At 72.7% G+C, this 24,697-nt stretch carries 23 protein-coding genes; 19 read left to right on the top strand and 4 right to left on the bottom strand.

The genetic code is table 11. The annotated features are described in order from the left end of the window. The first annotated feature begins 15 nt into the window (after positions 1-15). The 4 genes from pheS to ABZ497_RS20930 all read left to right on the top strand — a co-directional run bounded on the left by pheS (position 16) and on the right by ABZ497_RS20930 (position 5,528). Positions 16-1,137: a phenylalanine--tRNA ligase subunit alpha gene (pheS, locus tag ABZ497_RS20915; RefSeq protein WP_329486873.1), complete on the top strand. Its 1,122-nt coding sequence runs from the start codon at positions 16-18 to the stop codon at positions 1,135-1,137. Continuing rightward, a complete protein-coding gene (pheT, locus tag ABZ497_RS20920) occupies positions 1,137-3,638 on the top strand; it encodes a phenylalanine--tRNA ligase subunit beta (protein WP_329486872.1) in 2,502 nt (833 codons plus the stop codon). The genes pheS and pheT overlap by 1 nt, the downstream gene beginning before the upstream one ends. 276 nt (positions 3,639-3,914) lie before the next feature. Then, positions 3,915-4,703: a chitosanase gene (locus ABZ497_RS20925; RefSeq protein WP_359807317.1), complete on the top strand. Its 789-nt coding sequence runs from the start codon at positions 3,915-3,917 to the stop codon at positions 4,701-4,703. Positions 4,704-4,796: 93 nt separating this feature from the next. Further along, on the top strand, positions 4,797-5,528 hold the full coding sequence (locus ABZ497_RS20930; RefSeq protein ID WP_329486871.1) for a hypothetical protein: 732 nt from the start codon (positions 4,797-4,799) through the stop codon (positions 5,526-5,528). A 404-nt stretch (positions 5,529-5,932) separates the two neighbouring features. On the opposite strand, the gene ABZ497_RS20935 is transcribed toward ABZ497_RS20930, so the two are convergent. Together ABZ497_RS20935 and ABZ497_RS20940 are read right to left on the bottom strand one after the other, a co-directional pair. Next, positions 5,933-6,802, bottom strand: coding sequence for a 3-hydroxybutyryl-CoA dehydrogenase (locus tag ABZ497_RS20935; RefSeq protein ID WP_329486870.1), 870 nt, complete (start codon positions 6,800-6,802; stop codon positions 5,933-5,935). A gap of 246 nt (positions 6,803-7,048) precedes the next feature. Further along, positions 7,049-7,987, bottom strand: a complete 939-nt coding sequence (locus ABZ497_RS20940) for a polysaccharide deacetylase family protein (RefSeq protein WP_352290988.1) — start codon at positions 7,985-7,987, stop codon at positions 7,049-7,051. 256 nt (positions 7,988-8,243) lie between these two features. On the opposite strand from ABZ497_RS20940, the gene ABZ497_RS20945 reads away from it, so the two are divergent. Together ABZ497_RS20945 and ABZ497_RS20950 are read left to right on the top strand one after the other, a co-directional pair. Further along, positions 8,244-9,122 (top strand): SAM-dependent methyltransferase, encoded by an 879-nt coding sequence (locus tag ABZ497_RS20945; protein WP_329486868.1) that lies wholly within the window; start codon positions 8,244-8,246, stop codon positions 9,120-9,122. Between the two features lie 187 nt (positions 9,123-9,309). Next, positions 9,310-9,816 (top strand): FBP domain-containing protein, encoded by a 507-nt coding sequence (locus ABZ497_RS20950; RefSeq protein ID WP_329486867.1) that lies wholly within the window; start codon positions 9,310-9,312, stop codon positions 9,814-9,816. A gap of 38 nt (positions 9,817-9,854) precedes the next feature. On the opposite strand, the gene ABZ497_RS20955 is transcribed toward ABZ497_RS20950, so the two are convergent. Further along, on the bottom strand, positions 9,855-10,229 hold the full coding sequence (locus ABZ497_RS20955) for a S4 domain-containing protein (protein ID WP_329486866.1): 375 nt from the start codon (positions 10,227-10,229) through the stop codon (positions 9,855-9,857). Positions 10,230-10,304: 75 nt separating this feature from the next. Next, positions 10,305-10,706, bottom strand: a complete 402-nt coding sequence (locus ABZ497_RS20960) for a VOC family protein (protein WP_359807284.1) — start codon at positions 10,704-10,706, stop codon at positions 10,305-10,307. Between the two features lie 98 nt (positions 10,707-10,804). Here ABZ497_RS20960 and ABZ497_RS20965 point away from each other — a divergent pair, with 98 nt between their 5' ends. The 13 genes from ABZ497_RS20965 to ABZ497_RS21025 all read left to right on the top strand — a co-directional run bounded on the left by ABZ497_RS20965 (position 10,805) and on the right by ABZ497_RS21025 (position 24,596). After that, the gene (locus tag ABZ497_RS20965; protein ID WP_359807287.1) at positions 10,805-12,076 is read left to right on the top strand and encodes a methyltransferase; all 1,272 of its coding nucleotides are present in this window, start codon (positions 10,805-10,807) and stop codon (positions 12,074-12,076) included. A 221-nt stretch (positions 12,077-12,297) separates the two neighbouring features. After that, positions 12,298-13,326 (top strand): N-acetyl-gamma-glutamyl-phosphate reductase, encoded by a 1,029-nt coding sequence (gene argC, locus ABZ497_RS20970; RefSeq protein ID WP_329486863.1) that lies wholly within the window; start codon positions 12,298-12,300, stop codon positions 13,324-13,326. Next, on the top strand, positions 13,323-14,492 hold the full coding sequence (argJ, locus tag ABZ497_RS20975) for a bifunctional glutamate N-acetyltransferase/amino-acid acetyltransferase ArgJ (RefSeq protein ID WP_329486862.1): 1,170 nt from the start codon (positions 13,323-13,325) through the stop codon (positions 14,490-14,492). Before argC ends, argJ begins: the two co-directional genes overlap by 4 nt. 112 nt (positions 14,493-14,604) lie before the next feature. Continuing rightward, a complete protein-coding gene (argB, locus tag ABZ497_RS20980) occupies positions 14,605-15,480 on the top strand; it encodes an acetylglutamate kinase (RefSeq protein WP_329492049.1) in 876 nt (291 codons plus the stop codon). Then, a complete protein-coding gene (locus ABZ497_RS20985; protein ID WP_352290992.1) occupies positions 15,477-16,721 on the top strand; it encodes an acetylornithine transaminase in 1,245 nt (414 codons plus the stop codon). The genes argB and ABZ497_RS20985 overlap by 4 nt, the downstream gene beginning before the upstream one ends. Positions 16,722-16,738: 17 nt before the next feature. Beyond that, entirely contained in the window at positions 16,739-17,287 is a 549-nt protein-coding gene (locus ABZ497_RS20990; RefSeq protein WP_329486860.1) for an arginine repressor, read from the top strand. A 171-nt stretch (positions 17,288-17,458) separates the two neighbouring features. Further along, positions 17,459-18,652 (top strand): argininosuccinate synthase, encoded by a 1,194-nt coding sequence (locus ABZ497_RS20995; RefSeq protein WP_359807291.1) that lies wholly within the window; start codon positions 17,459-17,461, stop codon positions 18,650-18,652. A gap of 97 nt (positions 18,653-18,749) precedes the next feature. Then, a complete protein-coding gene (gene argH, locus ABZ497_RS21000; protein WP_329486858.1) occupies positions 18,750-20,189 on the top strand; it encodes an argininosuccinate lyase in 1,440 nt (479 codons plus the stop codon). 116 nt (positions 20,190-20,305) lie between these two features. After that, the gene (locus ABZ497_RS21005) at positions 20,306-20,563 is read left to right on the top strand and encodes a hypothetical protein (protein ID WP_329486857.1); all 258 of its coding nucleotides are present in this window, start codon (positions 20,306-20,308) and stop codon (positions 20,561-20,563) included. A gap of 310 nt (positions 20,564-20,873) precedes the next feature. Beyond that, complete coding sequence (locus tag ABZ497_RS21010) at positions 20,874-21,377, top strand: GNAT family N-acetyltransferase (protein WP_329486856.1); 504 nt, start codon at positions 20,874-20,876, stop codon at positions 21,375-21,377. A 558-nt stretch (positions 21,378-21,935) separates the two neighbouring features. Further along, entirely contained in the window at positions 21,936-22,976 is a 1,041-nt protein-coding gene (locus tag ABZ497_RS21015; protein ID WP_329486855.1) for an ATP-binding cassette domain-containing protein, read from the top strand. Beyond that, entirely contained in the window at positions 22,973-23,710 is a 738-nt protein-coding gene (locus ABZ497_RS21020) for a methionine ABC transporter permease (protein WP_329486854.1), read from the top strand. The genes ABZ497_RS21015 and ABZ497_RS21020 overlap by 4 nt, the downstream gene beginning before the upstream one ends. Before the next feature lie 58 nt (positions 23,711-23,768). Then, positions 23,769-24,596: a MetQ/NlpA family ABC transporter substrate-binding protein gene (locus tag ABZ497_RS21025; protein WP_329486853.1), complete on the top strand. Its 828-nt coding sequence runs from the start codon at positions 23,769-23,771 to the stop codon at positions 24,594-24,596. Positions 24,597-24,697 lie beyond the last annotated feature (101 nt).

A 24,697-nucleotide genomic window follows, 5' to 3' on the forward strand; every position in this document is an offset into this window, starting at 1 on the left:
CACGGGAAGATAGAGATGTCGGCACCCAACAAGTCGTACGACCCGGTCGAGGTCGAGGCCCTCAAGCCCGAGGTGGTGGAGCAGGCGCGGGACGAGGCCGTCCGGGCCTTCGCCGCCGCCACCAGCCTCGACGAGCTGAAGCAGGCCAAGGTCGCCCACACCGGCGACCGCTCCGCGCTCTCCCTCGCCAACCGCGAGATCGGCGCTCTGCCCCCGCACGCCAAGGCCGCCGCCGGCAAGCTGATCGGCCAGGCCCGCGGCGCCGTCAACCAGGCCCTCGCCCGGCGCCAGGCCGAGCTGGAGGCGGAGCGCGACGCCCGCGTCCTGGTCGAGGAGGCGGTGGACGTCACGCTGCCCTACGACCGGACCCCGCGCGGCGCCCGCCACCCGCTGACCACGCTGGCCGAGCGCATCGAGGACACCTTCGTCGCGATGGGCTACCAGGTCGCCGAGGGCCCCGAGGTCGAGGCCGAGTGGCTGAACTTCGACGCCCTCAACCTGGGACCGGACCACCCGGCCCGCTCGATGCAGGACACCTTCTTCGTCCAGGCCCCGGACGGCTCCGCCGACTCCGGCGTGGTGCTGCGGACCCAGACCTCCCCGGTCCAGGCCCGCACCATGCTCGACCGCGAGCCCCCCATCTACGTGGTCTGCCCCGGCCGGGTCTACCGGACCGACGAGCTGGACGCCACCCACACCCCGGTCTTCCGCCAGGTCGAGGGTCTGGCCGTGGACGAGGGCATCACCTTCGCCGACCTCAAGGGCACCATCGAGCTGCTGGTGTCCAAGCTGATCGGGGACGGCCTGGAGCTGCGCTGGCGGCCCTCGTACTTCCCGTTCACCGAGCCGAGCGCCGAGATCGACCTGCAGTGCTTCGTCTGCCGCGGCGAGAGCGTCGGCAACCCGGACCGGCCCTGCCGCACCTGCTCCTCCGAGGGCTGGATCGAGCTCGGCGGCTGCGGCGTGGTCAACCCGCGGGTGCTGGTCGCCTGCGGCATCGACCCGAGCCGCTACAGCGGGTTCGCCTTCGGCCTGGGCCTGGAGCGGATCCTGATGAACCGTCACAACGTCGCCGACATGCGCGACATGGTCGAGGGTGACGTGCGCTTCACCCTCCCGTTCGGGATGGAGATCTGATGCGCGTCCCGCTTTCCTGGCTGCGCGAGTACGTCGACCTGCCGGCCGGCGAGACCGGCCGCGACGTGGCGGAGCGACTGGTCCGGGCCGGGCTGGAGGTCGAGACGGTCGAGCAGATCGGCGGCGACCTCAAGGGCCCGCTGGTGGTCGGCCAGGTCCTCTCCATCGAGGAGCTCTCCGGCTTCAAGAAGCCGATCCGGCACTGCTTCGTCAACGTCGGCGACGCCAACGGCACCGGCGAGCCGCAGGAGATCGTCTGCGGCGCGACCAACTTCGCCGTCGGCGACAAGGTCGTCGTCGTCCTGCCGGGCGCCGTGCTGCCCGGCCCGTTCCCGATCGCGGCCCGCCAGACCTACGGCCACACCTCGGCCGGCATGATCTGCTCGGCCCGCGAGCTGGGCATGGGCGACGACCACGACGGCATCATCGTCCTCCCGCCGGAGTACGAGCCCGGCACCGACGCCGTCGAGCTGCTCCAGCTCGTCGACGAGGTGCTGGACATCGCCGTCACCCCGGACCGCGGCTACTGCCTCTCGATGCGCGGGGTGGCCCGCGAGGCCGCCGCCGCGTACGGGCTGCCGCTGGCCGACCCGGCGCTGCTCGACGTGCCGCCGGCGAACTCTTACGGCTACCTGGTCAAGGTCGCCGACCCGGCCGGCTGCGACCGCTTCGTGGCCCGCACGGTGATCGGCCTCGACCCGACCGCCAAGTCGCCGATCTGGCTCCAGCGCCGCCTGCAGAAGGCCGGCATCCGGCCGATCTCGCTGGCCGTGGACATCACCAACTACGTGATGCTGGAGGTCGGCCAGCCGCTGCACGCCTACGACAAGCAGCGCGTGGACGGCCCCATCGTGGTCCGCCGGGCGGAGCAGGGCGAGACCCTGACCACCCTCGACGGCGTCGCGCGCAAGCTCTCCGCCGAGGACCTGCTGATCTGCGACAACAGCGGCCCGATCGGCCTGGCCGGTGTCATGGGCGGTGCCTCCACCGAGATCCTCGACCCGGCCGCCGGTCCGGGCACCACCGAGGTGATCATCGAGGCGGCGCACTTCGACCCGGTCGTGATCGCCCGCGGTGCCAAGCGGCACAAGCTGCCCTCCGAGGCGTCGAAGCGCTTCGAGCGCGGCGTCGACCCGGAGGCCGCCCGCGCCGCCGCGCAGCGCGCCGTCGACCTGCTGGTCCTGATCGCCGGCGGCACCGCCGAGGCCGGGGTCACCGACATCGCGGCCCCGCACCCGGTGCGCACCATCACCATCGCCGCGGACCTGCCCGACCGCGTCGCCGGCACCGCCTACGGCCGGGAGACCGTCACCCGGCGGCTGCAGGAGATCGGCTGCTCCGTCGCGGGCGCCGACGTCCTGGAGGTCACCCCGCCGACCTGGCGCCCCGACCTCACCGACCCGTACGACCTCGCGGAGGAGGTCATCCGCCTGGAGGGGTACGACAACGTCCCCGCCCGGATGCCCACCGTGCCGCCGGGCAAGGGCCTGACCGAGGCCCAGCGCACCCACCGCCGGGCTGGTGTCGCGCTGGCCGGCGCCGGCTACGTCGAGGTCAACAACTACCCGTTCGTCGGCGAGGCCGCCTTCGACGGGCTCGGCCTGGAGAAGGACGACCGGCGCCGCCGCACGGTGAAGCTGGTCAACCCGCTCAACGACGAGGAGCCGGCGCTGCGCACCACGCTGCTGCCGGGCCTGCTCGGGGCGCTGCGCCGCAACGTCGGCCGCGGCAACACCGATCTGGCGATCTTCGAGACGGGTACCGTCTTCCTGCCCAAGGACGAGCAGTCCGTCGCGCCGCGCCCGGCCGTCGACCGCCGTCCGAGCGACGAGGAGCTCGCCGCCCTCGACGCCGCCCTGCCGGACCAGCCGCGCCGGATCGCCGCCGCCCTCGCGGGCGAGCGGGTGCCGTCCGGCTGGTGGGGCAAGGGCGCCCCGGCCTCCTGGGCCGACGCGATCGAGGCCGCCCGTGCGGTGGCCCGTGCGGCCGGCGTCGAACTGGCCGTCCGCCAGGGCCGGCTGGCCCCGTGGCATCCGGGCCGCTGCGCCGAGCTGGTGGTCGCGGGGACCGACCGGGTGGTCGGTCACGCCGGTGAGCTGCACCCGCGCGTCGTCAAGGCGCTCGGTCTGCCCGAGCGCACCAGCGCGATGGAGGTCGACCTCGACCTGCTGACCGCCGATGGCGCCGTCCGGGTCTCCGGCCCGGCCGTCTCGGCGTTCCCGGTCGCGACCCAGGACGTGGCGCTGATCGTCGACGGCGCCGTCCCGGCCGCCGAGGTCGAGGCCGCGCTGCGGGCCGGCGCCGGCGAACTGCTGGAGGCCATCAGGCTGTTCGACGTCTTCACCGGCGAGCAGGTCGGCGAGGGCAAGAAGTCGCTGGCCTACGCGCTGCGCTTCCGCGCGGCCGACCGCACGCTGACCGCCGACGAGGCCAGCGCGGCCCGCGAGGCGGCCGTGGCCGAGGCCGTCGCCCGGACCGGCGCGGTGCTCCGCGGCGCCTGACGCGCATCCCGGGGGAGGGCCCCGTCGCCGGTTTCCGGCGGCGGGGCCCTTCGTCGTCCGGGCGGTGGCGGTCCGGCCGGTGCGGCTGACCTGGGTCTTTGAGGAGTTTCCGTCAAAACCCTTGCGGAGCGGGGATCGTGGGCGCTATTTCTTGGTTAGGAAAGTTTCCTAACTCCCGGTCGACGGCATCCCCCCGCCGTCCCCCCACGGAACACGGAGCGTCAGATGCACCGTCCCCAGCACCGCACCGTCCGGATAGCCCTCGCCGCCCTGCTGATGGCCGCGCCCGCCACGGTCGCGGCCGCCGGCGCAGCCCACGCGGCGCCGACCGCGGCCGTCGTCCAGGCCAAGGCCGCCGGCCTGGACGACCCGCACAAGAAGGACATCGCGATGCAGCTGGTGTCCAGCGCCGAGAACTCCTCGCTGGACTGGAAGTCGCAGTACAAGTACATCGAGGACATCGGTGACGGCCGCGGCTACACCGCCGGCATCATCGGCTTCTGCTCGGGCACCGGCGACATGCTCGACCTGGTCGAGCACTACACCGACCTCAAGCCGGGCAACGTCCTCGCCAAGTACCTGCCGGCGCTGCGCAAGGTGAACGGCACCGAGTCGCACGCGGGCCTGGGCAGCGCCTTCGAGAAGGACTGGGCCACCGCGGCCAAGGACGGCGTCTTCCAGCAGGCGCAGAACGACGAGCGCGACCGCGTCTACTTCAACCCCGCCGTCAGCCAGGCCAAGTCCGACGGCCTGCGCGCGCTCGGCCAGTTCGCCTACTACGACGCCATCGTCATGCACGGCCCGGGCACCAGCTCGACCAGCTTCGGCGGGATCCGCAAGACCGCCATGAAGAAGGCCAAGACCCCGGCCCAGGGCGGCGACGAGGCCACCTACCTCAAGGCTTTCCTGGACGCCCGCCGGGCCGCCATGAAGACCGAGGAGGCGCACTCCGACACCAGCCGCGTCGACACCGAGCAGCTGGTCTTCCTCAACGCCAAGAACTTCGACCTCAACCCCCCGCTCAAGTGGAAGGTCTACGGCGACAGCTACAGCATCAACAGCTGACCCGTGCCGACCGCGGAGGCCGTTCGCCCGGCCTCCGCGGTCGCCCCGTTTATCGGGTGACACCCCGCCACGATCGCTGATACGTTCGACGACGTGGCAAAGCTGAACCAGATCATCGCCGTCGAAAAGGGCGTCAAGTCCAAGTCCTTCCAGGAGCTGACGCAGTCCCACCAGGACTTGCAGAAGCCCGCGCTGCTGGCCGGCATCTCCCGGACGTACCAGCCCAAGGACGAGGAGGGCGAGCAGCTCCCCCCGGAGTCCACCCGCGTCCAGGTGAAGGCCGAGGACGTCCTGCGGACCACGTCCGCGACGCTGTCCCGGCTGTTCGACGTCACCGCGACGAAGGACTGGGCCAACACCGAGGCCCGCGCCGACGTCGTGGTCGACGGCCGGACGCTGGTGGCCCAGGTGCCGGTCACCTACCTGCTCTTCCTGGAGAAGCAGCTCACCGACCTGCGCACCTTCGTGCGGAAGCTGCCGGTGCTGGACGCCGCCGAGGCCTGGAACCACGACGCCTCGACGGACTCCTGGAAGACCGAGGCGGTGCGCACGATCCGCACCAAGAAGGTGCCGCGCAACCACGTGAAGGCCGAGGCCACGGAGAAGCACCCGGCGCAGGTCGAGGTGTACTACGAGGACATCGCGGTCGGCTACTGGACGACGGTCAAGTTCTCCGGGGCCCTTCCGGCCCGGCGGGTGAACGAGCTCCTGGAGCGGGTCGAGAAGCTCCAGCAGGCCGTCCAGTTCGCCCGCGAGGAGGCCAACGGCTCGGAGGTCACCGACCGCCGGGTCGGTGAGGCGGTGTTCGGCTACCTGTTCGGGTAGCCCCCAGATCGCCCCCGTATGAGAGCGGGGGTGACGCGAAGAGCGCAAGCTGATACTGAGGTTGAAGCTGATATCAGGGGAGAATGTGGAGGTTCGAGTCCTCCCTCCGGCATTTCGCGCCGGAGTGGCCCAACATGGCAGAGGCGCCCCTGTAAGACTCAGACTCTCGCTCCAGGCTCAGCATTCGCCGCCGAGCGCCGGATCGACCGGGTGTGTGCTGTAAGCGTCGGATGCGGGTTCGACTCCCGTCTGCGCCTCTATCGTGGCGCGGTAGCTTCAATGGCAAAGCGCGATGCTGTGAGAATGACCCACACCCTTAAACGTGCCGGTGCAAGCAATTGGGTGGCACCTCAGGGGCCCGGGTAGCTGGATACCGCTCCCGGGCCCCGTCACCGTTCCCGGGTTCAGACGCTCGCGGTGTAGTCGTAGAAACCGCGGCCGGACTTGCGGCCCAGCAGGCCCGCGTCGACCATCCGGGAGAGCAGCGGGGGAGCGGCGAACAGCGGCTCCTTGTACTCGTCGTACATCGACTCGGCGATCGACACGATGGTGTCCAGACCGATCAGGTCGCACAGCCGCAGCGGGCCCATCGGGTGGGCGCAGCCGGCCTCCATGCCCTTGTCGATGTCGGAGGCGGTCGCCACGCCCGACTCGAACATCCGCACCGCCGACAGCAGGTACGGCACCAGGAGCGCGTTCACCACGAAGCCGGCCCGGTCGCGGGCGCGGATCGGCTCCTTGCCCAGCACCTCGGAGGCGAAGGTCTCGACCCGCTCGGTGGTGGTCGCCGAGGTGGTCAGCGTCGGGATCACCTCGACCAGCTTCTGCACCGGCGCCGGGTTGAAGAAGTGCAGGCCGATCACCTGCTCCGGGCGCGAGGTCGCGGCGGCCAGCTTCACGATCGGGATCGACGAGGTGTTGGAGGCCAGGATGGCGTCCCGGCGCTCGACCACCTGGTCCAGCGTCTGGAAGATCTGGACCTTGATGTCCTCGCGCTCGGCGACCGCCTCGACCACCAGGTCGCGGTCGGCGAAGTCGGCCAGGTCGGTGGTGAAGGACAGCCGGGCCATCGCCCCGTCGCGGTCCTCGGGGCTCAGCTTGCCCCGCTTGACCGCCGTCTCCAGGGAGTTGGTCAGTCGGGTGCGACCGAACTCCAGGGCCTCCCCGCTCGCCTCCGACACCAGGACGTCCAGCCCCGCCCGGGCGAACACCTCCGCGATGCCCGACCCCATCAGACCGCAGCCGATCACTCCGACGCGCGCGATGTCACTCACTCAGTTGCCCTTCGGTGGTGCCGGGGGTCTCCCAGCGACAGGTGTCCCAGCAAGCTGCTGTTCAGCGGGCGGGCGCACCGATAGGTGTGCACCGGTGCACCGCCCCGACGACGTTACTACTCCGTACCCGTCGGTAGGTCATCCCCTCCCAGGCTGAACCGGGTCCGCGGGCGCTGCTCCGAAGGGGCGGGCCCGGGTCGCGGGACCCGTGCGTCCGGGTGCCGGCGCACCCGCCGCCCGCAGGGCTCAGGCGCAGAGCCGGCTGGCGGTGACCGGCGCGAGCCCCGCCCTGGTGAGTCCGTCCAGGATGCCCGGCAGCGCGTCCACCGTGCACTGGTGGCCCATGTGCAGGGCGACCACCGAGCCGCCCTTCACCGAGGCGAGCACCCGGCGCTGGAGTTCCGCGGCGCTCGGATCGCTGTAGTCGCGCGGGTCGACGTCGAAGGAGAGCACGTGCTCGTACCCGACCGCCCGGGCCTGCTCGCGCACCATCGGCGTGGCGTACTGGGCGGCGGAGGGCCGGAACCAGCGGCCGATCGAGCCGGTGAGCCGTTGCAGCCGCTCCGCGCACTGGGCGATCTCGGCGCGCGCCTGGTCGGGGCCCATCGCGGAGATGTTCTGGTGGTTCTGGGTGTGGTTGCCCAGCTCGTGGCCGCCGTCCAGGATCCGGCGGGCCATCTGCGGCTGCTGGTCCAGCCAGCTGCCGACGGCCATCACGGTGAGCGCGGCGCCGCGCTGTTCGGCGATCTCCAGCAGGGCGGTGGCGATCCTCGGGTCGCCGCTGCCGTGGAAGGTCAGGGCGACGTTGCGGCCGGTCCGCGGTCCGTACGCGACCTCGACGGGGGTGCCCGGGGCGAGCGGCGTGAGGGTGGGCGGGACCGGCGGCGCCACGGTGGTGGCGGCCGCAGTGGGGGAGGCCGCCCCCTGCGGTCCGGCCGGGGCGGTGGGGTCCGGGGCGGGGGAGGCGGCGCCCTCGCCGGCCGCCCAGGCCGGGTCGACCGCCGCCGGGTCGCCGCCGGCCGGGTCCACGGTGCCGGGGTGGACGGCGAGCGCCCCCGGGTCGGCCCGGCGGGGGGAGGTCCCGGCGCAGGCCGCGAGCAGGCCGCCGACGGCGGTCAGGGCGGCGAACCTGGCGGTGGCGCGCAGGACGGTGCGGCGGTCGGCGGTCATCCGGTCGGCAGTCATCGGCAGCCAGCATAGAGACGGTGAAACCCCGGGGCGATTCGAGCGCGCCGACCCGACCCGCCGGGAGGACGTGCCCGCACCACGGCCGGGGAGCTGCGGAATCCTGAACTCCCGCTGTCTCCACGGCGTGTCGTCGGATACGATCACCGCGCGCCGCGTGGTGGGCCCGGCAGGCCGGGCCGCCCGCGCAGCGCGGCGCTCCGGCGCCGTGACGGGCAGGCATTCCGGCAGTGGGCTTGAGGGGGCGGAAAGCAGGATGCACGAGGACACCGCGACGACCGACGTCGGTACGGACTGGGACTGGGTGAAGGCCGAGGACTGGCAGCCGCCGACCGAGCTGGACACCGGCGTTCCGCACACCGCCCGGATGTACGACTACTACCTCGGCGGCAAGGACAACTTCGAGGCGGACCGCAAGGCCGCCGAGGCCGCGATAGCGGCCTACCCCGCGCTGCCGCTGCTGGCCCGCACCAACCGCGAATTCCTCGGCCGCGCCGTCGAGTTCGTGGCCGGCCAGGGCATCCGCCAGTTCGTCGACATCGGTACCGGCATCCCCGCCGTCGGCTCCACCAGCGAGGTGGCCCGCCGGGCCGCCCCGGACGCCCGCGTGGTGTACGTCGACAACGACCCGATCGTGGCCACCCACGCCCGCGCCCTGCTGGCGAGCCACAAGGCCGGCCACACCTCCGTCATCGAGGCCGACCTCCGCGAGCCGGCGACCATCCTCGACCACCCCGGCCTGCGCGCCGCCGTCGACCTGGACCGGCCGGTGGCCCTGATGCTGGTCGCGGTGCTGCACTTCATCCGCGACGAGGACGGCGCCCAGGAGATCGTCCGCACCCTGCGCGACGCGCTCGCGCCCGGCAGCGCGCTGATCCTCTCGCACGGCAGCCCCGACTTCGCCTCCCGGGAGAGCGCGGCCGAGGGCACCCGGATCTACCGGAGCGCCAGCGCGCCGCTGGTGCTGCGTCCGCGCGCCGCCGTCGAGCCCTTCTTCGGCGACTTCGGGTTCGCCGGGCCCGGTCTGGTCCAGCTCCCGCTCTGGCGCGCCGGGGCCGGCCACGTCCCGACCGACGAGCTGCCCGCCGGCTGGCAGGACGTCTCCGCCTACGCGGGTGTCGCCTTCAAGGCCTGAACCACCCGTCGAGGCCCGCGCCGTGCGGCCCCGACCACCGTGCGGGCGGCCGGCCCGGGGGGCCCGTGCCGGGCGCCGGCCCCGACCCGTTCCGGGCCGTGGGCGGGCGCATCGGGTGGCGCACAGCGGGGCGCTTCGGTGGAAAATGCCGCGACCGCCCGGCGCGCTCGGTGTTACGTTGCGAATCATGAACCCCCTGAGCGAGAACGAGATCCGCGGCTCCTTCGTCAACTGTTCCAAGGGCGAGGCCCGTCGGCTCAACCTGCCCCGGGGTCTGGCCGAACTCCCGTGGGAGCACCTGGACTTCCTCGGCTGGCGGGATCAGGGCGCGCCCGACCGCGGCTACCTGGTCGCCGAGCACGGCGGCGAGCTGGTCGGCGTCACACTGCGGGTGCCGTCCGTGCGCCGCAGCCTGACCAAGACCAACGTCTGCTCGCTCTGCCTCTCCGCCCACGCGGGCTCGGGCGTGGCGCTGCTGGCCGCCCGCCGGGCCGGCGTCTCCGGCCGCGAGGGCAACACCGTCGGCACCTACATCTGCGCCGACCTGGCCTGTTCGCTCTACCTGCGCGGGCTGAAGAAGTCCGCCCTGGTCAGCCGACCCGAGGAGTCGCTGTCGCAGGAGGAGCTGGTGGCCCGCACGGTGGCGAACCTGGACGCCTTCCTGGCGAAGGTCCTCACCGACACCCCGGCCTGAGACCGCCGGGCCCGGGGCGGTCCGCCGGCCGTGCCGCGCTAGCCGTGCCGCAGCTGGTCGAGCTCGCGGCGGTCCCGCTTGGTGGGCCGGCCGGCGCCCCGGTCGCGCTCGCCGGCCGCCGCCAGCAGTTCGCGCGGCGGCCTCGGCGGGCTGTTGTCCACCAGGCACTCGGCCGCGACGACCGCCCCGACCCGCTTGCGGACCAGCCGCTTCACCACGACGATCCGCTCGAAGCCCTCCTGGCGCACGCGCACCTCGTCGCCGGCCTTCAGCGCCTGCGCGGGCTTGACCCGCTCGCCGTTCACCCGGACGTGTCCGGCCCGGCAGGCGGCCGCCGCCAGCGCGCGCGTCTTGGTGAGCCGCACCGACCAGATCCAGCTGTCCACCCGGACGCTTCCCTCGTCTTCGACCATCCTCCGAGCCTACCCACGGCGGCCCGGCGCCGCGCCGGGGTCTGTGCGGGCTCCGGGCCGGCGAGGGCGCCGGGGTCAGTCGGGCGGCGACTCCTGGACCGCCCAGCCGTTGCCGTCCGGGTCGTTGAAGAAGACGAACGAGTTCCACGCCCCGCCGCGGCCGTCCACCCGGGCGCCGTCCTCGAAGTGCTGGACCGGGCTCACCTCCACGCCCCGCGCCACCAGCTCGCCGTGCGCCTTGACGATGTCCGGCACCACCAGCTGCAGGCCCTTCACCGAGCCCGGCGGCGCGTCCGTGACCCCGGTGCCCACCACGATCGAACAGCCGGAGCCCGGCGGCGTCAGCTGCACCACCCGGACCCCGTCCCGGATCCGGGTGTCGTGGTCGACGGTGAAACCGGCCTGTTCCTCGTAGAAGATCTTGGCCCGGGCCACGTCCGACACCGGGACCACCACCACTTCGAGCTTCCAGTCCATGGCCCAATCCCCTTCCGGTCAGGACCTTCCGGTCGGGCTCCTCCAGTATCGGCCGACCGGACGGTCGGCGCCCGGTGGTCGGCTAGCCTGAGATCACGATGAACCGCCTCAGCACGCCCACCGCCGCGACCCCCTTCACCACCCCGTGGGGCACCTTCGACCTCACCCGCTTCCCGGAGGACCCGCGCGAGCGGCTGCGCGCCTGGGACGCCGCCGACGAGTACCTGCTGCGCCATCTCGCCGGGGAGGCGGACAGCGCCCAGGGCGCGGTCACCGAGCTCACCGGCCGCACCGTCGTCGTCCTCGGCGACCGCTGGGGCGCGCTGACCACGGCGCTGACCACCGCGCTGTCCTCGGCCCCGACCACCGGGACGGCCTCGGCGCCGGCCACCGTGCCGGCCCCCGCCCCGAGTACCGCGCCGGTCCAGATCAGCGACTCCCACCTCGGCCGGCAGGCCACCCTGGCCAACCTCGCCCGGGCCGGCGCCGCCCCCGACGCGGCCCGGCTGCTCACCACCCGCGACACCCCGCCCGGGCGGGTCGACGTCCTGCTGGTCCGCGTGCCCAAGAGCCTCGCGCTGCTGGAGGACCAGCTGCACCGCCTCGCGCCCGCCGTGCACCCCGGCACGGTGGTGATCGGCACCGGCATGGTCACCGAGATCCACACCTCCACCCTCCAGCTCTTCGAGCGGATCCTCGGCCCGACCCGCACCTCGCTCGCGGCCCGCAAGGCCCGGCTGATCTTCTGCACCCCCGACCCGGCGCTCGACCCCGGCCCCAACCCCTGGCCGCACCGCTACGCGCTGCCCGGCGACATCGGCCCGGCCTCCGGGCGCACGGTGGTCAACCACGCCGGTACCTTCTGCGCCGAGCGGCTCGACATCGGCACCCGCTTCCTGCTCGGTCACCTGCCGGTGGCGGCCCCCGGGGCCCGGGTCGTCGACCTCGGCTGCGGCAACGGCGTGGTCGGCACCGCGGCGGCGCTCGCCAGTCCCGGCGCCGAGCTGGTCTTCGTCGACGAGTCCCACCAGGCCGTCGCCTCGGCCGAGGCGACCTTCCGGGAGAACCTCGGCCCGCGGGCGCCCGCCGAGTTCCTCACCGCCGACGCCCTCGGCACGGACGCCGTCCCGGCCGGCTCGGTCGACCTGGTGCTGAACAACCCGCCGTTCCACTCCCACCAGGCCACCACCGACGCCACCGCCTGGCGGATGTTCACCGGTGCCCGCCGGGCGCTGCGCCCGGGTGGCGAACTCTGGGTGGTCGGCAACCGTCATCTCGGCTACCACGTCAAGCTGCGCCGCCTCTTCGGGAACTGCGAAGTCGTCGCGGGCAACCCGAAGTTCGTGGTGCTGCGGGCCGTCCGCCGGTGACCCGGCCGGGGGCCGGGCCGACGGCGCCGGGGGCGCGCCGCCCGACGATCAACTAAGGGTAACCTAAGCTCATGGCGCCGACGGGTGGCGAGCCGTCCGCGGTGGACGGCGCACCCCGCCGCCCGGGTGTGGAGCGGTCCGCCTGCCGGTCCGCCGCGCACTCCCTTGCATGAATGTTCCGTGATGCGTATATTCATGCTCCGACCAAGGAGGGAACTGCCATGGCATTGCGAGTCGCCGTCGCCGGTGCGAGCGGATACGCGGGCGGTGAGGTGCTGCGCCTGCTGCTCGGCCACCCCGAGGTGGAGATCGGGGCGCTGACCGGCGGCTCGAACGCGGGTACCAGGCTCGGCACGCTGCAGCCGCACCTGATCCCGCTCGCCGACCGGATCCTGGAGCCCACCACCCCGGAGGTGCTGGCCGACCACGACGTGGTGTTCCTGGCACTGCCGCACGGCCAGTCCGCCGCCGTCGCCGAGGCCCTCGGCCAGAACGTCCTGGTCGTCGACTGCGGCGCCGACTTCCGGCTGAAGGCCGCCGCCGACTGGGAGCAGTTCTACGGCTCCGCGCACGCCGGCACCTGGCCCTACGGCCTCCCCGAGCTGCCCGGCCACCGCGCCGCGCTCAAGGGCGGCAACCGCATCGCCGTCCCCGGCTGCTACCCGACCGCCGTCTCGCTGGCGCTCTTCCCGGCGTACGCGGCCGGGCTCGCCGAGCCCGAGGCCGTGATCGTCGCCGCCTCCGGCACCTCGGGCGCCGGCAAGGCCGCCAAGACCCACCTGCTCGGCAGCGAGGTGATGGGCAACGTCAGCGCCTACGGCGTCGGCGGGCAGCACCGGCACACCCCGGAGATGTCGCAGAACCTCACCCCGGTCGCGGGCGAGCCGGTCACCGTCTCCTTCACGCCCACCCTGGTGCCGATGCCGCGCGGCATCCTCGCCACCTGCTCCGCCAAGGCGAAGCCCGGGGTGACCGGCGAGGCCCTGCGCGCCGCCTACACCGAGGCGTTCGCCGACGAGCCCTTCGTCCACCTGCTGGCCGAGGGCCAGTGGCCGCAGACCAGCAGCGTCTACGGCTCCAACGCCGCCCTGGTCCAGGTCGCCCTGGACGAGAGCGCCGGGCGGATCATCGCGATCAGCGCGATCGACAACCTGGTCAAGGGCACCGCCGGCGGCGCGGTGCAGAGCATGAACATCGCCCTCGGCCTGCCCGAGGAGCTCGGCCTTCCCCTGATCGGAGTCGCACCGTGACCAAGAACGTCAACGTCGGCGTGACCGCCGCCAAGGGCTTCCGGGCCGCCGGCGTCACCGCCGGGATCAAGGACTCCGGCACCCCCGACCTCGCCCTCGTCGTCAACGACGGCCCGTCGCTGGCCGCCGCCGGAGTGTTCACCAGCAACCGGGTCAAGGCCGCGCCCGTGCTCTGGTCGGAGCAGGTCCTCAAGGGCGGTCAGGTCTCCGCCGTCGTCCTCAACTCCGGTGGCGCCAACGCCTGCACCGGCCCGCTCGGCTTCCAGGACACCCACGCCACCGCCGAGAGGGCCGCCGAGGAGCTGGGGCTCAACGCCGGCGAGATCGCCGTCGCCTCCACCGGCCTGATCGGCCTGCGCCTGCCGATGGACATCCTGCTGCCCGGTGTCGCCCTCGCCGCCGGGCAGCTCGACGCCGCCGGTGGCGAGGCCGCCGCGATCGCCATCAAGACGACCGACACCGTCCACAAGACCGCCCAGGTGACGAAGGACGGCTGGACGGTCGGCGGCATGGCCAAGGGCGCCGGCATGCTCGCCCCCGGCCTCGCCACCATGCTGGTCGTCCTGACCACCGACGCCGCGCTCGACGCCGCCGCCCTGGACGTCTCGCTGCGCGCCGCCACCCGCACCACCTTCGACCGGATCGACTCCGACGGCTGCATGTCGACCAACGACACGGTGCTGCTGCTCGCCTCCGGTGCCTCCGGCATCACCCCGGAGCAGGCCGGGTTCGACGAGGCCGTCCGCACCGTCTGCGCCGACCTCGCGCGGCAGCTGATCGGTGACGCCGAGGGCGCGAGCAAGGACATCCGGATCGACGTCACCGACGCCGCCACCGAGGCGGAGGCCGTCGGCGTCGCCCGGGTCATCAGCCGCAACAACCTGCTCAAGTGCGCCCTCCACGGCGAGGACCCGAACTGGGGCCGGGTGCTGGCCGCGATCGGCACCACCGACGCCGCCTTCGACCCGGACCGCCTCGACGTCGCCATCAACGGCGTCTGGGTCTGCCGGGACGGCAGCGTCGGGGAGGACCGCGACCTCGTCGACATGACCGGCCGGGAGATCGTCATCACCGCCCGCCTGAACGCCGGCGAGGCCGCCGCGACGGTGTGGACCAACGACCTCACCGCCGACTACGTGCACGAGAACAGCGCCTACTCCACCTGACAGCCGCTGACAGCCGCCACAGCCGCACCTGCCGACCGAGCCGGGGACCACACACGTGCAGATCGCACCCAAGGGCGAACAGGCCCGCAACAACACCGCGTTGCCCAAGGCCATGACGCTGATCGAGGCGCTGCCCTGGCTGGAGCGCTTCCACGGCAAGACCGTCGTCGTGAAGTTCGGCGGCAACGCCATGGTGGACGAGAGCCTCAAGGCGGCGTTCGCCCAGGACGTCGTCTTCCTGCGCTACGCCGGTCTGCACCCCGTCGTGGTCCACGGCGGCGGCCCGCAGATCAGCGCCCAGCTCGACAAGCTCGGCCTGGAGTCCTCGTTCACCAACGGCCTGCGGGTCACCACCCCCGAGACCATGGACGTGGTCCGGATGGTGCTGGCCGGCCAGGTCCAGCGCGAACTGGTCGGGCTGCTCAACGGCCACGGCCCGTTCGCGGTCGGCATGACCGGCGAGGACGCCCACACCATGACCGCCGTCAAGCGGTACGCGGTGGTCGACGGCGAGCAGGTCGACATCGGCCTGGTCGGCGACATCGTCAACATCGAGGCCGGCGCGGTGAAGGCGCTGATCGCCGACGGCCGGATCCCGGTGATCTCCTCGATCGCCCGGGGCACCGACGGGCACGTCTACAACATCAACGCCGACACCGCCGCCTCCGCCCTCGCGGTGGCGCTCGGCGCCGAGATGCTCGTCGTCCTCACCGACGTCGAGGGCCTGTACGCCGACTGGCCGCACTCCGACGACGTGATCAGCCAGCTCAGCGCGACCGAGCTGGAGGAGCTGCTGCCCGAGCTGGCCAGCGGCATGCTCCCCAAGATGGAGGGCTGCCTGCGGGCCGTCCGCTCCGGCGTGGGCACCGCCCGCGTCCTGGACGGCCGGGTGCAGCACAGCCTGTTGCTGGAGATCTTCACCGACGAGGGCATCGGCACGATGGTCGTGCCGGACGACGAAGCGACCGTGACCGGGGGACTGGCATGACGACCGACGCACAGCACAGCGGCAGCGCGCAGCCGACCGGCAACGAGCGGCTCACCGACCGCTGGCAGCACGCCTTCACCGACAACTACGGCACCCCGCGGATCCCGCTGGTCCGCGGCGAGGGCGCCAAGCTGTGGGACGCCGACGGCAAGGAGTACACCGACCTGCTCGGCGGCATCGCCGTCAACGCCCTCGGCACCGGCCACCCGGCGGTCGTCGAGGCCGTCACCCGGCAGATCTCGACCCTCGGCCACGTCTCCAACCTCTTCATGGCCGAGCCGACCATCGCGCTGGCCGAGCGGCTGCTGACGCTCTCGGGCCGGGACGGCCGGGTGTTCTTCTGCAACTCCGGCGCCGAGGCCAACGAGGCCGCGTTCAAGATCAGCCGGCGGACCGGCCGCACCCATGTGGTCGCCCTCCAGGGCGGCTTCCACGGCCGGACCATGGGCGCCCTCGCGCTCACCGGCCAGCCCGCCAAGCAGGAGCCGTTCCTGCCGCTGCCCGGCGAGGTCACCCACGTCCCCTTCGGCGACGTCGAGGCGCTGCGCGCGGCCGTGACCGCGGAGACCGCGGCCGTCTTCCTGGAGCCGATCCAGGGCGAGAACGGCGCGATCCCGCTGCCCGACGGCTACCTGCGGGCCGCCCGCGAGATCACCCGGGCCACCGGCACCCTGCTCGTCCTGGACGAGATCCAGACCGGCATCGGCCGCACCGGGTACTGGTTCGCCCACCAGGCCGTCGAGGGCGTCGAGCCGGACGTGGTCACCCTCGCCAAGGCACTCGGCGGCGGGCTGCCGATCGGCGCCGTGCTCGCGTTCGGGGAGGCCGCCGAGCTGCTCACCCCGGGCCAGCACGGCACCACCTTCGGCGGCAATCCGGTGGTCGCGGCGGCGGCTCTCGCGGTGCTCGACACCATCGAGTCCGAGGGCCTGCTGGAGCACGTCCGCAAGATCGGCGAGCGGCTGCGGCACGGGGTCGAGGCGATCGGCGACCCGCTGGTCTCGCACGTGCGCGGGGCCGGCCTGCTGCTCGGCATCGTGCTGACCGCGCCGGTGGCCGCGAAGGTCCAGGCCGCCGCCCAGGAGGCCGGCTTCCTGGTCAACGCCGCCGTCCCGGACGCCGTCCGGCTCGCGCCGCCGCTGGTGCTCACCGAGCAGGACGCGGACGCCTTCCTGGCCGCGCTGCCGGAGATCCTCCGGACGGTGCGGGAGAACGCCCCGGCCGATGCGAGCCGAGCGTAGTCCGGGAGAATAATCACATGACCGTTCCCCACGCCGACCAGCCCGCCGCCGGTCCGACGCCGCAGGTCCCGCAGACCCGCACCGCGCGCCACCGGCGAATCGTGGACCTGCTCACCCGCCAGCCCGTGCGCTCGCAGAGCCAGCTCGCCAAGCTGCTCGCCGACGACGGACTGGTGGTCACCCAGGCCACCCTCTCCCGGGACCTGGACGAGCTGGGAGCGGTGAAGATCCGCAACCGGGACGGCGCGCTCATCTACGCCGTCCCGGCCGAGGGCGGCGACCGCACGCCGCGCGCACCGATGGGGGAGTCGGCCAGCGAGGGCCGGATGGCCCGGCTGGCCGGCGAGCTCATGGTCTCCGCCACCGCCTCCGGCAACCTCGTCGTCCTGCGGACCCCGCCGGGCGCGGCCCAGTTCCTGGCCTCCTCGATCGACCAGGCCGAGGTCTTCGAGATCATCGGCACCATCGCCGGGGACGACACCGTCCTGCTGATCAGCCGCGATCCCTCCGGGGGCCAGGCCCTCGCCGACCACCTGATGCAGCTCGCCCAGGCCAAGGCCCAGTAGCCCCCGGCCGGGCCCGGCCGACCCGGGCCCGCCCCGTTCCGCCCACCCGACGCACCGCCCCGTGACCCCGGTTCGCCCGTTCCTCGGCAGGGGTTTTGAAATCCATACGGTGTAGTGCATACTTATGCCTATCGCCGTAAGCCTGTTCGCACTGTTGTGAAGGAGAAAGCCGTGACCGAGCGCGTCGTACTCGCCTACTCGGGCGGTCTGGACACGTCCGTCTGCATCGGCTGGATCGCCGAGGAGACGGGCGCCGAGGTCATCGCCGTCGCCGTCGACGTCGGCCAGGGCGGCGAGGACCTGGAGGTCATCCGCCAGCGGGCGCTGGACTGCGGCGCCGTCGAGGCCGAGGTCGCGGACGCCCGCGACGAGTTCGCCGACGAGTACTGCCTCCCGGCCATCAAGGCCAACGCCCTGTACCAGGGCCAGTACCCGCTGGTGTCGGCCCTCTCCCGGCCGGCCATCGTCAAGCACCTGGTCGCCGCCGCGCAGAAGCACGGCGCCACCACCGTCGCCCACGGCTGCACCGGCAAGGGCAACGACCAGGTCCGCTTCGAGGTCGGCATCCAGTCGCTGGCCCCCCAGCTGAAGTGCATCGCCCCGGTCCGCGACTACGCGATGACCCGGGACAAGGCGATCGCCTTCGCGGAGGCCAAGGGCCTGCCGATCGCCACCACCAAGAAGTCCCCGTACTCGATCGACCAGAACGTCTTCGGTCGCGCCGTCGAGACCGGCTTCCTGGAGGACATCTGGAACGCCCCGATCGAGGACGTCTACGAGTACACCCAGAACCCGGCCACCCCGCGCGAGGCCGACCAGGTGGTCATCACCTTCGACGCCGGCGTCCCGGTCGCCATCGACGGCCGCAAGGTGACCGTCCTGCAGGCCATCGAGGAGCTCAACAAGCGGGCCGGCGCCCAGGGCATCGGCCGGCTCGACATGGTCGAGGACCGGCTCGTCGGCATCAAGTCCCGGGAGATCTACGAGGCCCCCGGCGCGATCGCCCTGATCACCGCCCACCAGGCCCTGGAGAACGTCACCGTCGAGCGCGAACTCGCCCGCTACAAGCGGCAGGTGGAGCAGCGCTGGGCCGAGCTGGTCTACGACGGCCTCTGGTTCTCCCCGCTGAAGCGGGCGCTGGACGGCTTCGTCAGCGAGGCCAACCAGCACGTCACCGGCGAGATCCGGATGGTGCTGCACGCCGGCCGGGCCGTCGTCGACGGCCGCAAGTCCGACCAGTCGCTGTACGACTTCAACCTCGCCACCTACGACACCGGCGACACCTTCGACCAGTCGATGTCCAAGGGCTTCATCGAGATCTTCGGGATGTCCTCGAAGATCGCCGCCCGCCGCGACCTCGGCTGAGCCGACCGCCCGGTCGTCCGACCACCTGCCGGGCCCCGGCCGCGCCCCCTCGCGGCCGGGGCCGCCCCCGACCCGCCACCTTGTAAGGAGCCCAGCGATGCCTGCCGACCAGACCGCCGCCAGTAACTCTCCTGAGCTGCGCCTCTGGGGCGCGCGCTTCGCCGACGGCCCGTCCGAGGCGCTCGCCAGGCTCTCCGCCTCGGTGCACTTCGACTGGCGCCTCGCGCCGTACGACATCGCCGGCTCGAAGGCCCACGCCCGCGTCCTGCACAAGGCCGGGCTGCTCAGCGCCGAGGAACTCGACGGCATGCTCGCCGGGCTGGACCAGCTGCTCGCCGACGTCGAGGCCGGCACCTTCACCGGCACCGTCGCCGACGAGGACGTCCACACCGCGCTGGAGCGCGGCCTGCTGGAGCGGCTCGGCGCCGACCTGGGCGGCAAGCTGCGGGCCGGCCGCTCGCGCAACGACCAGATCGCCACGCTGTTCCGGATGTACCTGCGCGACCACGCCCGGATCATCGGCGGGCTGATCCTGGACCTCCAGCACGCCCTGGTCGGCCTGGCCGAGGAGCACCCGCACACCGCCATGCCGGGGCGCACCCACCTCCAGCACGCGCAGCCGGTGCTCTTCGCCCACCACGTCCTCGCGCACGTGCACGCCCTCGGCCGGGACGCCGAGCGGCTGCGCCAGTGGGACGTGCGCACCGCCGTCTCCCCGTACGGCTCCGGTGCGCTGGCCGGTTCCTCGCTCGGCCTCGACCCGCAGGCGGTCGCCGCCGACCTCGGCTTCGAGCGGGGCTCGGTCGGCAACTCCATCGACGGGACGGCCTCGCGCGACTTCGTCGCCGAGTTCGCCTTCGTCACCGCGATGATCGGGATCAACCTCTCCCGGATCGCGGAGGAGGTGATCATCTGGAACACCAAGGAGTTCGGCTTCATCACCCTGCACGACGCCTTCTCCACCGGCTCCTCGATCATGCCGCAGAAGAAGAACCCGGACATCGCCGAGCTGGCCCGCGGCAAGTCCGGCCGGCTGATCGGCAACCTGACCGGCCTGCTGGCGACGCTGAAGGCGCTGCCGCTCGCCTACAACCGGGACCTCCAGGAGGACAAGGAGCCGGTCTTCGACTCCTGCGACACGCTGGAGGTGCTGCTGCCGGCCTTCACCGGCATGATGGCCACCCTCACCGTGCACCGGGACCGGCTGGAGGAGCTCGCCCCGGCGGGCTTCTCGCTCGCCACCGACATCGCCGAGTGGCTGGTCAAGCAGGGCGTGCCGTTCCGGGTCGCGCACGAGGTCGCCGGTGCCTGCGTCAAGGTCTGCGAGCAGCAGGGCATCGAGCTCTCCGACCTGACGGACGAGCAGTTCGCGCGGATCTCCGAGCACCTGACGCCCGACGTCCGCTCGGTGCTCAGCGTCCACGGCGCGATCGCCTCGCGCAACGGCCGCGGCGGCACGGCCCCCTCGGCGGTGGCCGTCCAGCTCGCCGAGGTGAAGGACGACCTGGCGCTCCAGGAGGAGTGGGTCCAGGGCTGACACCCCCGAAGCGGTACCCCTCGAAGGGGGCGTGGCGGATCGAGCGCCGCGCCCCCTTCGGGTGCTCACGCCCGGTCGGCCGTAACCGGCCCGGCCCGGAGCAGGTCATGCACGGTATGTGCACCATCCTTCCCGTCGTCCCGTCCGCCGAGGACGAGGTCCTCGCCGCGCTGCGGCGCCGCGCCGTCCGGGCGGCGGTGGCCGCCCTGCCGGGCCGCTGCCCGCAGCTCGTCGCCGCCCTCGCCGAGGACCCGCCGCCGACCTACCGCGAGCTCTCCGCGCGGCTCGGCATGCCGCGCGGCTCGATCGGCCCCACCCGGTCCCGCTGCCTCGCCTGCCTGCGGGCCGTTCTGCACGCCGAGCGCTATCCGTAGCCGGCCCGGGCCCGCGGCCGTCGCCCCGGCGGTGCGACGTGACCCTCGCCACGTCGTACGGCCGGAAGGTTGAGAGCAGCTGACGCGCGGGTAGAGCGCTGGCGAACGCGGCTCTTGACGGCGGCGCGATCACTCGGATACTGAGCGTGAGCGCGTCGCCGTCGCCGTGGCCCCACCGGGCCGCCCGACGGGCGCGTTCGTGCGCCACCCCCGGCCAGGACCGATCCCCGGCCGGGACATCTCCGGCAGGGCATCCGGTGCGACACCCTCACTCTGCGCGCCGGGCACGACGATGGGGAGGCCCCAGCACATGGGCATGAGCGTGATCATCTCGGTGGCGGACACCGAGGACGCGGAGCAGATCCTCAAGCTGCAGTACCTCGGCTACCAGAGCGAGGCCGAGCTGTACGGCGACTGGAGCCTGGAGCCGCTGACGCAGACCCTGGAGAGCCTGCGCGAGGAGCTCACCGAGCAGTACGTCCTGGTCGCCCGGCTCGGTGACGAGGTGGTCGGCACCGTCCGCGGCCGGATCGGCCCCGACGGCATCGGCCGGATAGGGCGTCTGGTCGTCCACCCCCGGATGCAGCGCCACGGCCTCGGCGGCCGCCTGCTGGAGGCCCTGGAGCGCCGCCTCGCCGCCGACGGCCGCCCGGTGACGGCGTACCGCCTGTTCACCGGCCACCGCAGCCTGGGCAACCTGCGCCTCTACACCCGTCAGGGCTACCGCCAGACCGCCGTCGAGCAGGTCGACGGCGGGCCGGGCCTGGTCCACCTGGAGAAGCCCGCGGTGGCGCCGCTCGCCGCGACCGCCTGAGCCCCGCGCCGTCGCCGTTGCCCGGCGCCGCCATCATCCGGACGATCCGGGGGCGGCGCCGAGGTGAATCGCAGCAGCTCACAGGGGTTGCTGTCCGCATTGCGGACAGCGAATCCGAATAGTTGGGACGAAGTCGAACCTTCTGATTTACTGGCTCACATGACTGCGACGACGAAATGGACCCCCACCGGCACCCTGCCGGCAGGTGAGCGCGCCATGTGTCGTCGAATGTGTCACCGCTGAGGGCCACCGTCCCCTCCCCGGCCGTCGGCCGGGGCCCTCCCCCTCGCGCCCCGAAGCGAGACCCGGCCTGCTCCCGTCAGTGCGAGCGCGCCCCAGCCTGTGGAGCACCACCCGCTCCGTCCGCCTGCCCGGCCACGGGCCGGCGGTCGTCCCTGATGACTCGTTAGGGCCACGCCGTCGCGCGGCCCGGCCGCCCAGCGGCGACGATCAAGGGGTGGCAGGTCCGGATCCCCCCGGTGCGACGCCGTCCGTCCCGCCGACCGCAACCCGGTCCGGCGGCTCCACGCCGTCCGCCCCCGACCCACGGAAGCAGCTGTGATCACCACCACGGACCTCACCAAGGTCTACCGCTCCCGCGGCCGCGAGGTGACCGCCCTCGCCGGCGTCGACCTGCACGTGCGCCCCGGCGAGGTCTACGGAGTCGTCGGCACCAGCGGCGCCGGCAAGTCCACCCTCATCCGCTGCGTCAACATGCTGGAGCGCCCCAGCTCCGGCACCGTCACCGTGGACGGCGTCGAGCTCACCGCGCTCGCCGGCGGTGAGAACCGGGCCGGCAAGGAGCTGCGCGAGGCACGCCGCCGGATCGGCATGGTCTTCCAGCACTTCAACCTGCTCGCCTCCCGCACCGTGCAGCAGAACGTCGAACTCCCGCTGGAGATCGTCGGCCTGGACCGCACCGAGCGCCGCCGCAAGGCCGCCGAACTGCTCGACCTGGTCGGCCTCGGCGACAAGGCCCGCAGCTACCCCGGCCAGCTCTCCGGCGGCCAGAAGCAGCGCGTCGGCATCGCCCGCGCCCTCGCCGGCGACCCCAAGGTGCTGCTCTCCGACGAGGCCACCTCGGCCCTCGACCCGGAGACCACCCGCTCGATCCTCAAGCTGCTGCGCGACCTCAACCAGCAGCTCGGCCTGACCGTCCTGCTGATCACCCACGAGATGGACGTCATCAAGTCCGTCTGCGACTCCGCCGCCCTGATGCGCGGCGGCCGGGTGGTCGAGTCCGGCGAGCTCACCGACCTGCTGGCCAAGCCCGGCTCGGAACTCGCCCGCGAGCTCTTCCCGCTCAGCGAGTTCGGCACCGGCCACCCCGGCCGCACCGTGCTGGAGATCACCTTCCAGGGCGACAGCTCCGCCCAGCCCTTCGTCTCCCAGCTCGCCCGCACCTACCAGATCGACATCAACATCCTCGGCGCCGCCGTCGAGACCATCGCCGGCCGCATGGTCGGCCGGATGCGGGTCGAACTCCCCGGCGGCCACCAGGACAACGTGGTGCCGATCGGGTTCCTGCGCGAGCAGGGCCTGCAGGTGGACGTGCTCGACACGACCGGCATCGACAAGGCGAGCGGAGCGGTGGCATGACCTGGGACCAGATGCAGGAACTGATGTGGCCCGCCACCTGGGAGACCCTCCAGATGGTCGGCGTCGCCACTGCCGGCACCGTCCTGCTCGGCCTGCCGCTCGGCGTCCTGCTGGTGCTCACCGACAAGGGCGGGCTGCTGCAGAACCGGCCGGTCAACAAGGTGCTCGGCGCGATCGTGAACATCGTCCGCTCGGTGCCGTTCATCATCCTGATGATCGCCCTGATCTCCTTCACCCGCTGGCTGGTCGGCACCTCCATCGGCTGGGAGGCCGCGACCGTGCCGCTCACCATCGGCGCGATCCCCTTCTTCGCCCGGCTGGTCGAGACCTCCCTGCGCGAGGTCGACCGCGGCCTGGTCGAGGCCTTGCAGGCCATGGGCGCCTCCACCTGGACCATCGTCCGCAAGGCGCTGCTCCCGGAGTCGCTGCCCGGCCTGACCGCCTCCGTCACCACCACGGTCATCACGCTGATCAGCTACTCCGCGATGGCCGGCGTGGTCGGCGGCGGGGGCCTCGGCACCCTCGCCATCAACTACGGCTACTTCCGCTTCGAGACCGCCTTCATGTGGATCATCGTCGCGGAGCTGGTGATCATCGTGACCCTGGTGCAGCTGCTCGGCGACTGGGCCGTGGGCCGGCTCGCCAACCGCGGGCGCACCGGCGGCCGGACCCGCCTGCTCCGCCCGCGCGGCACGACCCCGGCCGCCCCCGACGAGGACCTCGTCGCCCTCTAGACCTCCCGGTGTCCGATTCCGGACCCGGCTCCCCGTATCACGCAGAAAGGCACTTTTCGTGCGCAACGCCCTGAAGTTCACCAGCGTCCTCGCCACGGCCGGCATCGCCCTCTCGCTGGCCGCCTGCGGAAGCTCCGGCTCGTCCGGCTCCTCCGACCCGAACGCCCCGCTCACCGTGGTCGCCAGCCCCACCCCGCACGGGCAGATCCTGAAGTTCGTCAAGGACAACCTCGCGGACAAGGCCGGCCTCAAGCTCACCATCAAGGAGGTCACCGACTACGTGACCCCCAACACCGCGGTGCAGGACGGCTCGGCCGACGCGAACTACTTCCAGCACGTGCCGTACCTGGAGGACTTCAACAAGAAGCACGGCACCCAGATCGTCTCCGTCGAGCCGGTCCACCTGGAGCCGCTGGGCGTGTACTCGAAGAAGGTCAAGGCCATCGGCGACCTCAAGGACGGCGCCACCGTCGGCCTGCCCAACGACGCCACCAACGAGGGCCGCGCGCTCAAGCTGCTCGCCGACAACAACGTGATCACCCTCAAGGCCGGCGTCGGCACCGCCGCGACCCCGCAGGACATCACCGGCAACCCGAAGAACCTCAAGTGGAAGGAGCTGGAGGCCGCCCAGCTGCCCCGCTCCATCGACGACCTCGACGCCGCCGTGATCAACGGCAACTACGCCCTCGACGCCGGCCTCAAGCCCGCCGGCGACTCGCTGCTGCTGGAGAAGGCCGAGGGCAACCCCTACGCCAACATCCTCGCGGTCAAGCAGGGCAAGGAGAACGACCCCCGGGTCAAGAAGCTCGCCGAGCTGCTCCACTCCGCCGAGGTCAAGAAGTACATCGACGACACCTTCAAGGGTTCCGTCATCCCGGCGTTCTGACCGGCGGCCCCACCGGCACCGCCGAACCGCACGTCCACGACCGGGCCCCCGCCGCACCTCGGCGGGGGCCCGGTCGGGCAGTATGCACCAGTGACGCCCTG

The sequence above is a fragment of the Kitasatospora sp. NPDC005751 genome (genome assembly GCF_040630835.1).
Lineage (GTDB): Bacteria > Actinomycetota > Actinomycetes > Streptomycetales > Streptomycetaceae > Kitasatospora.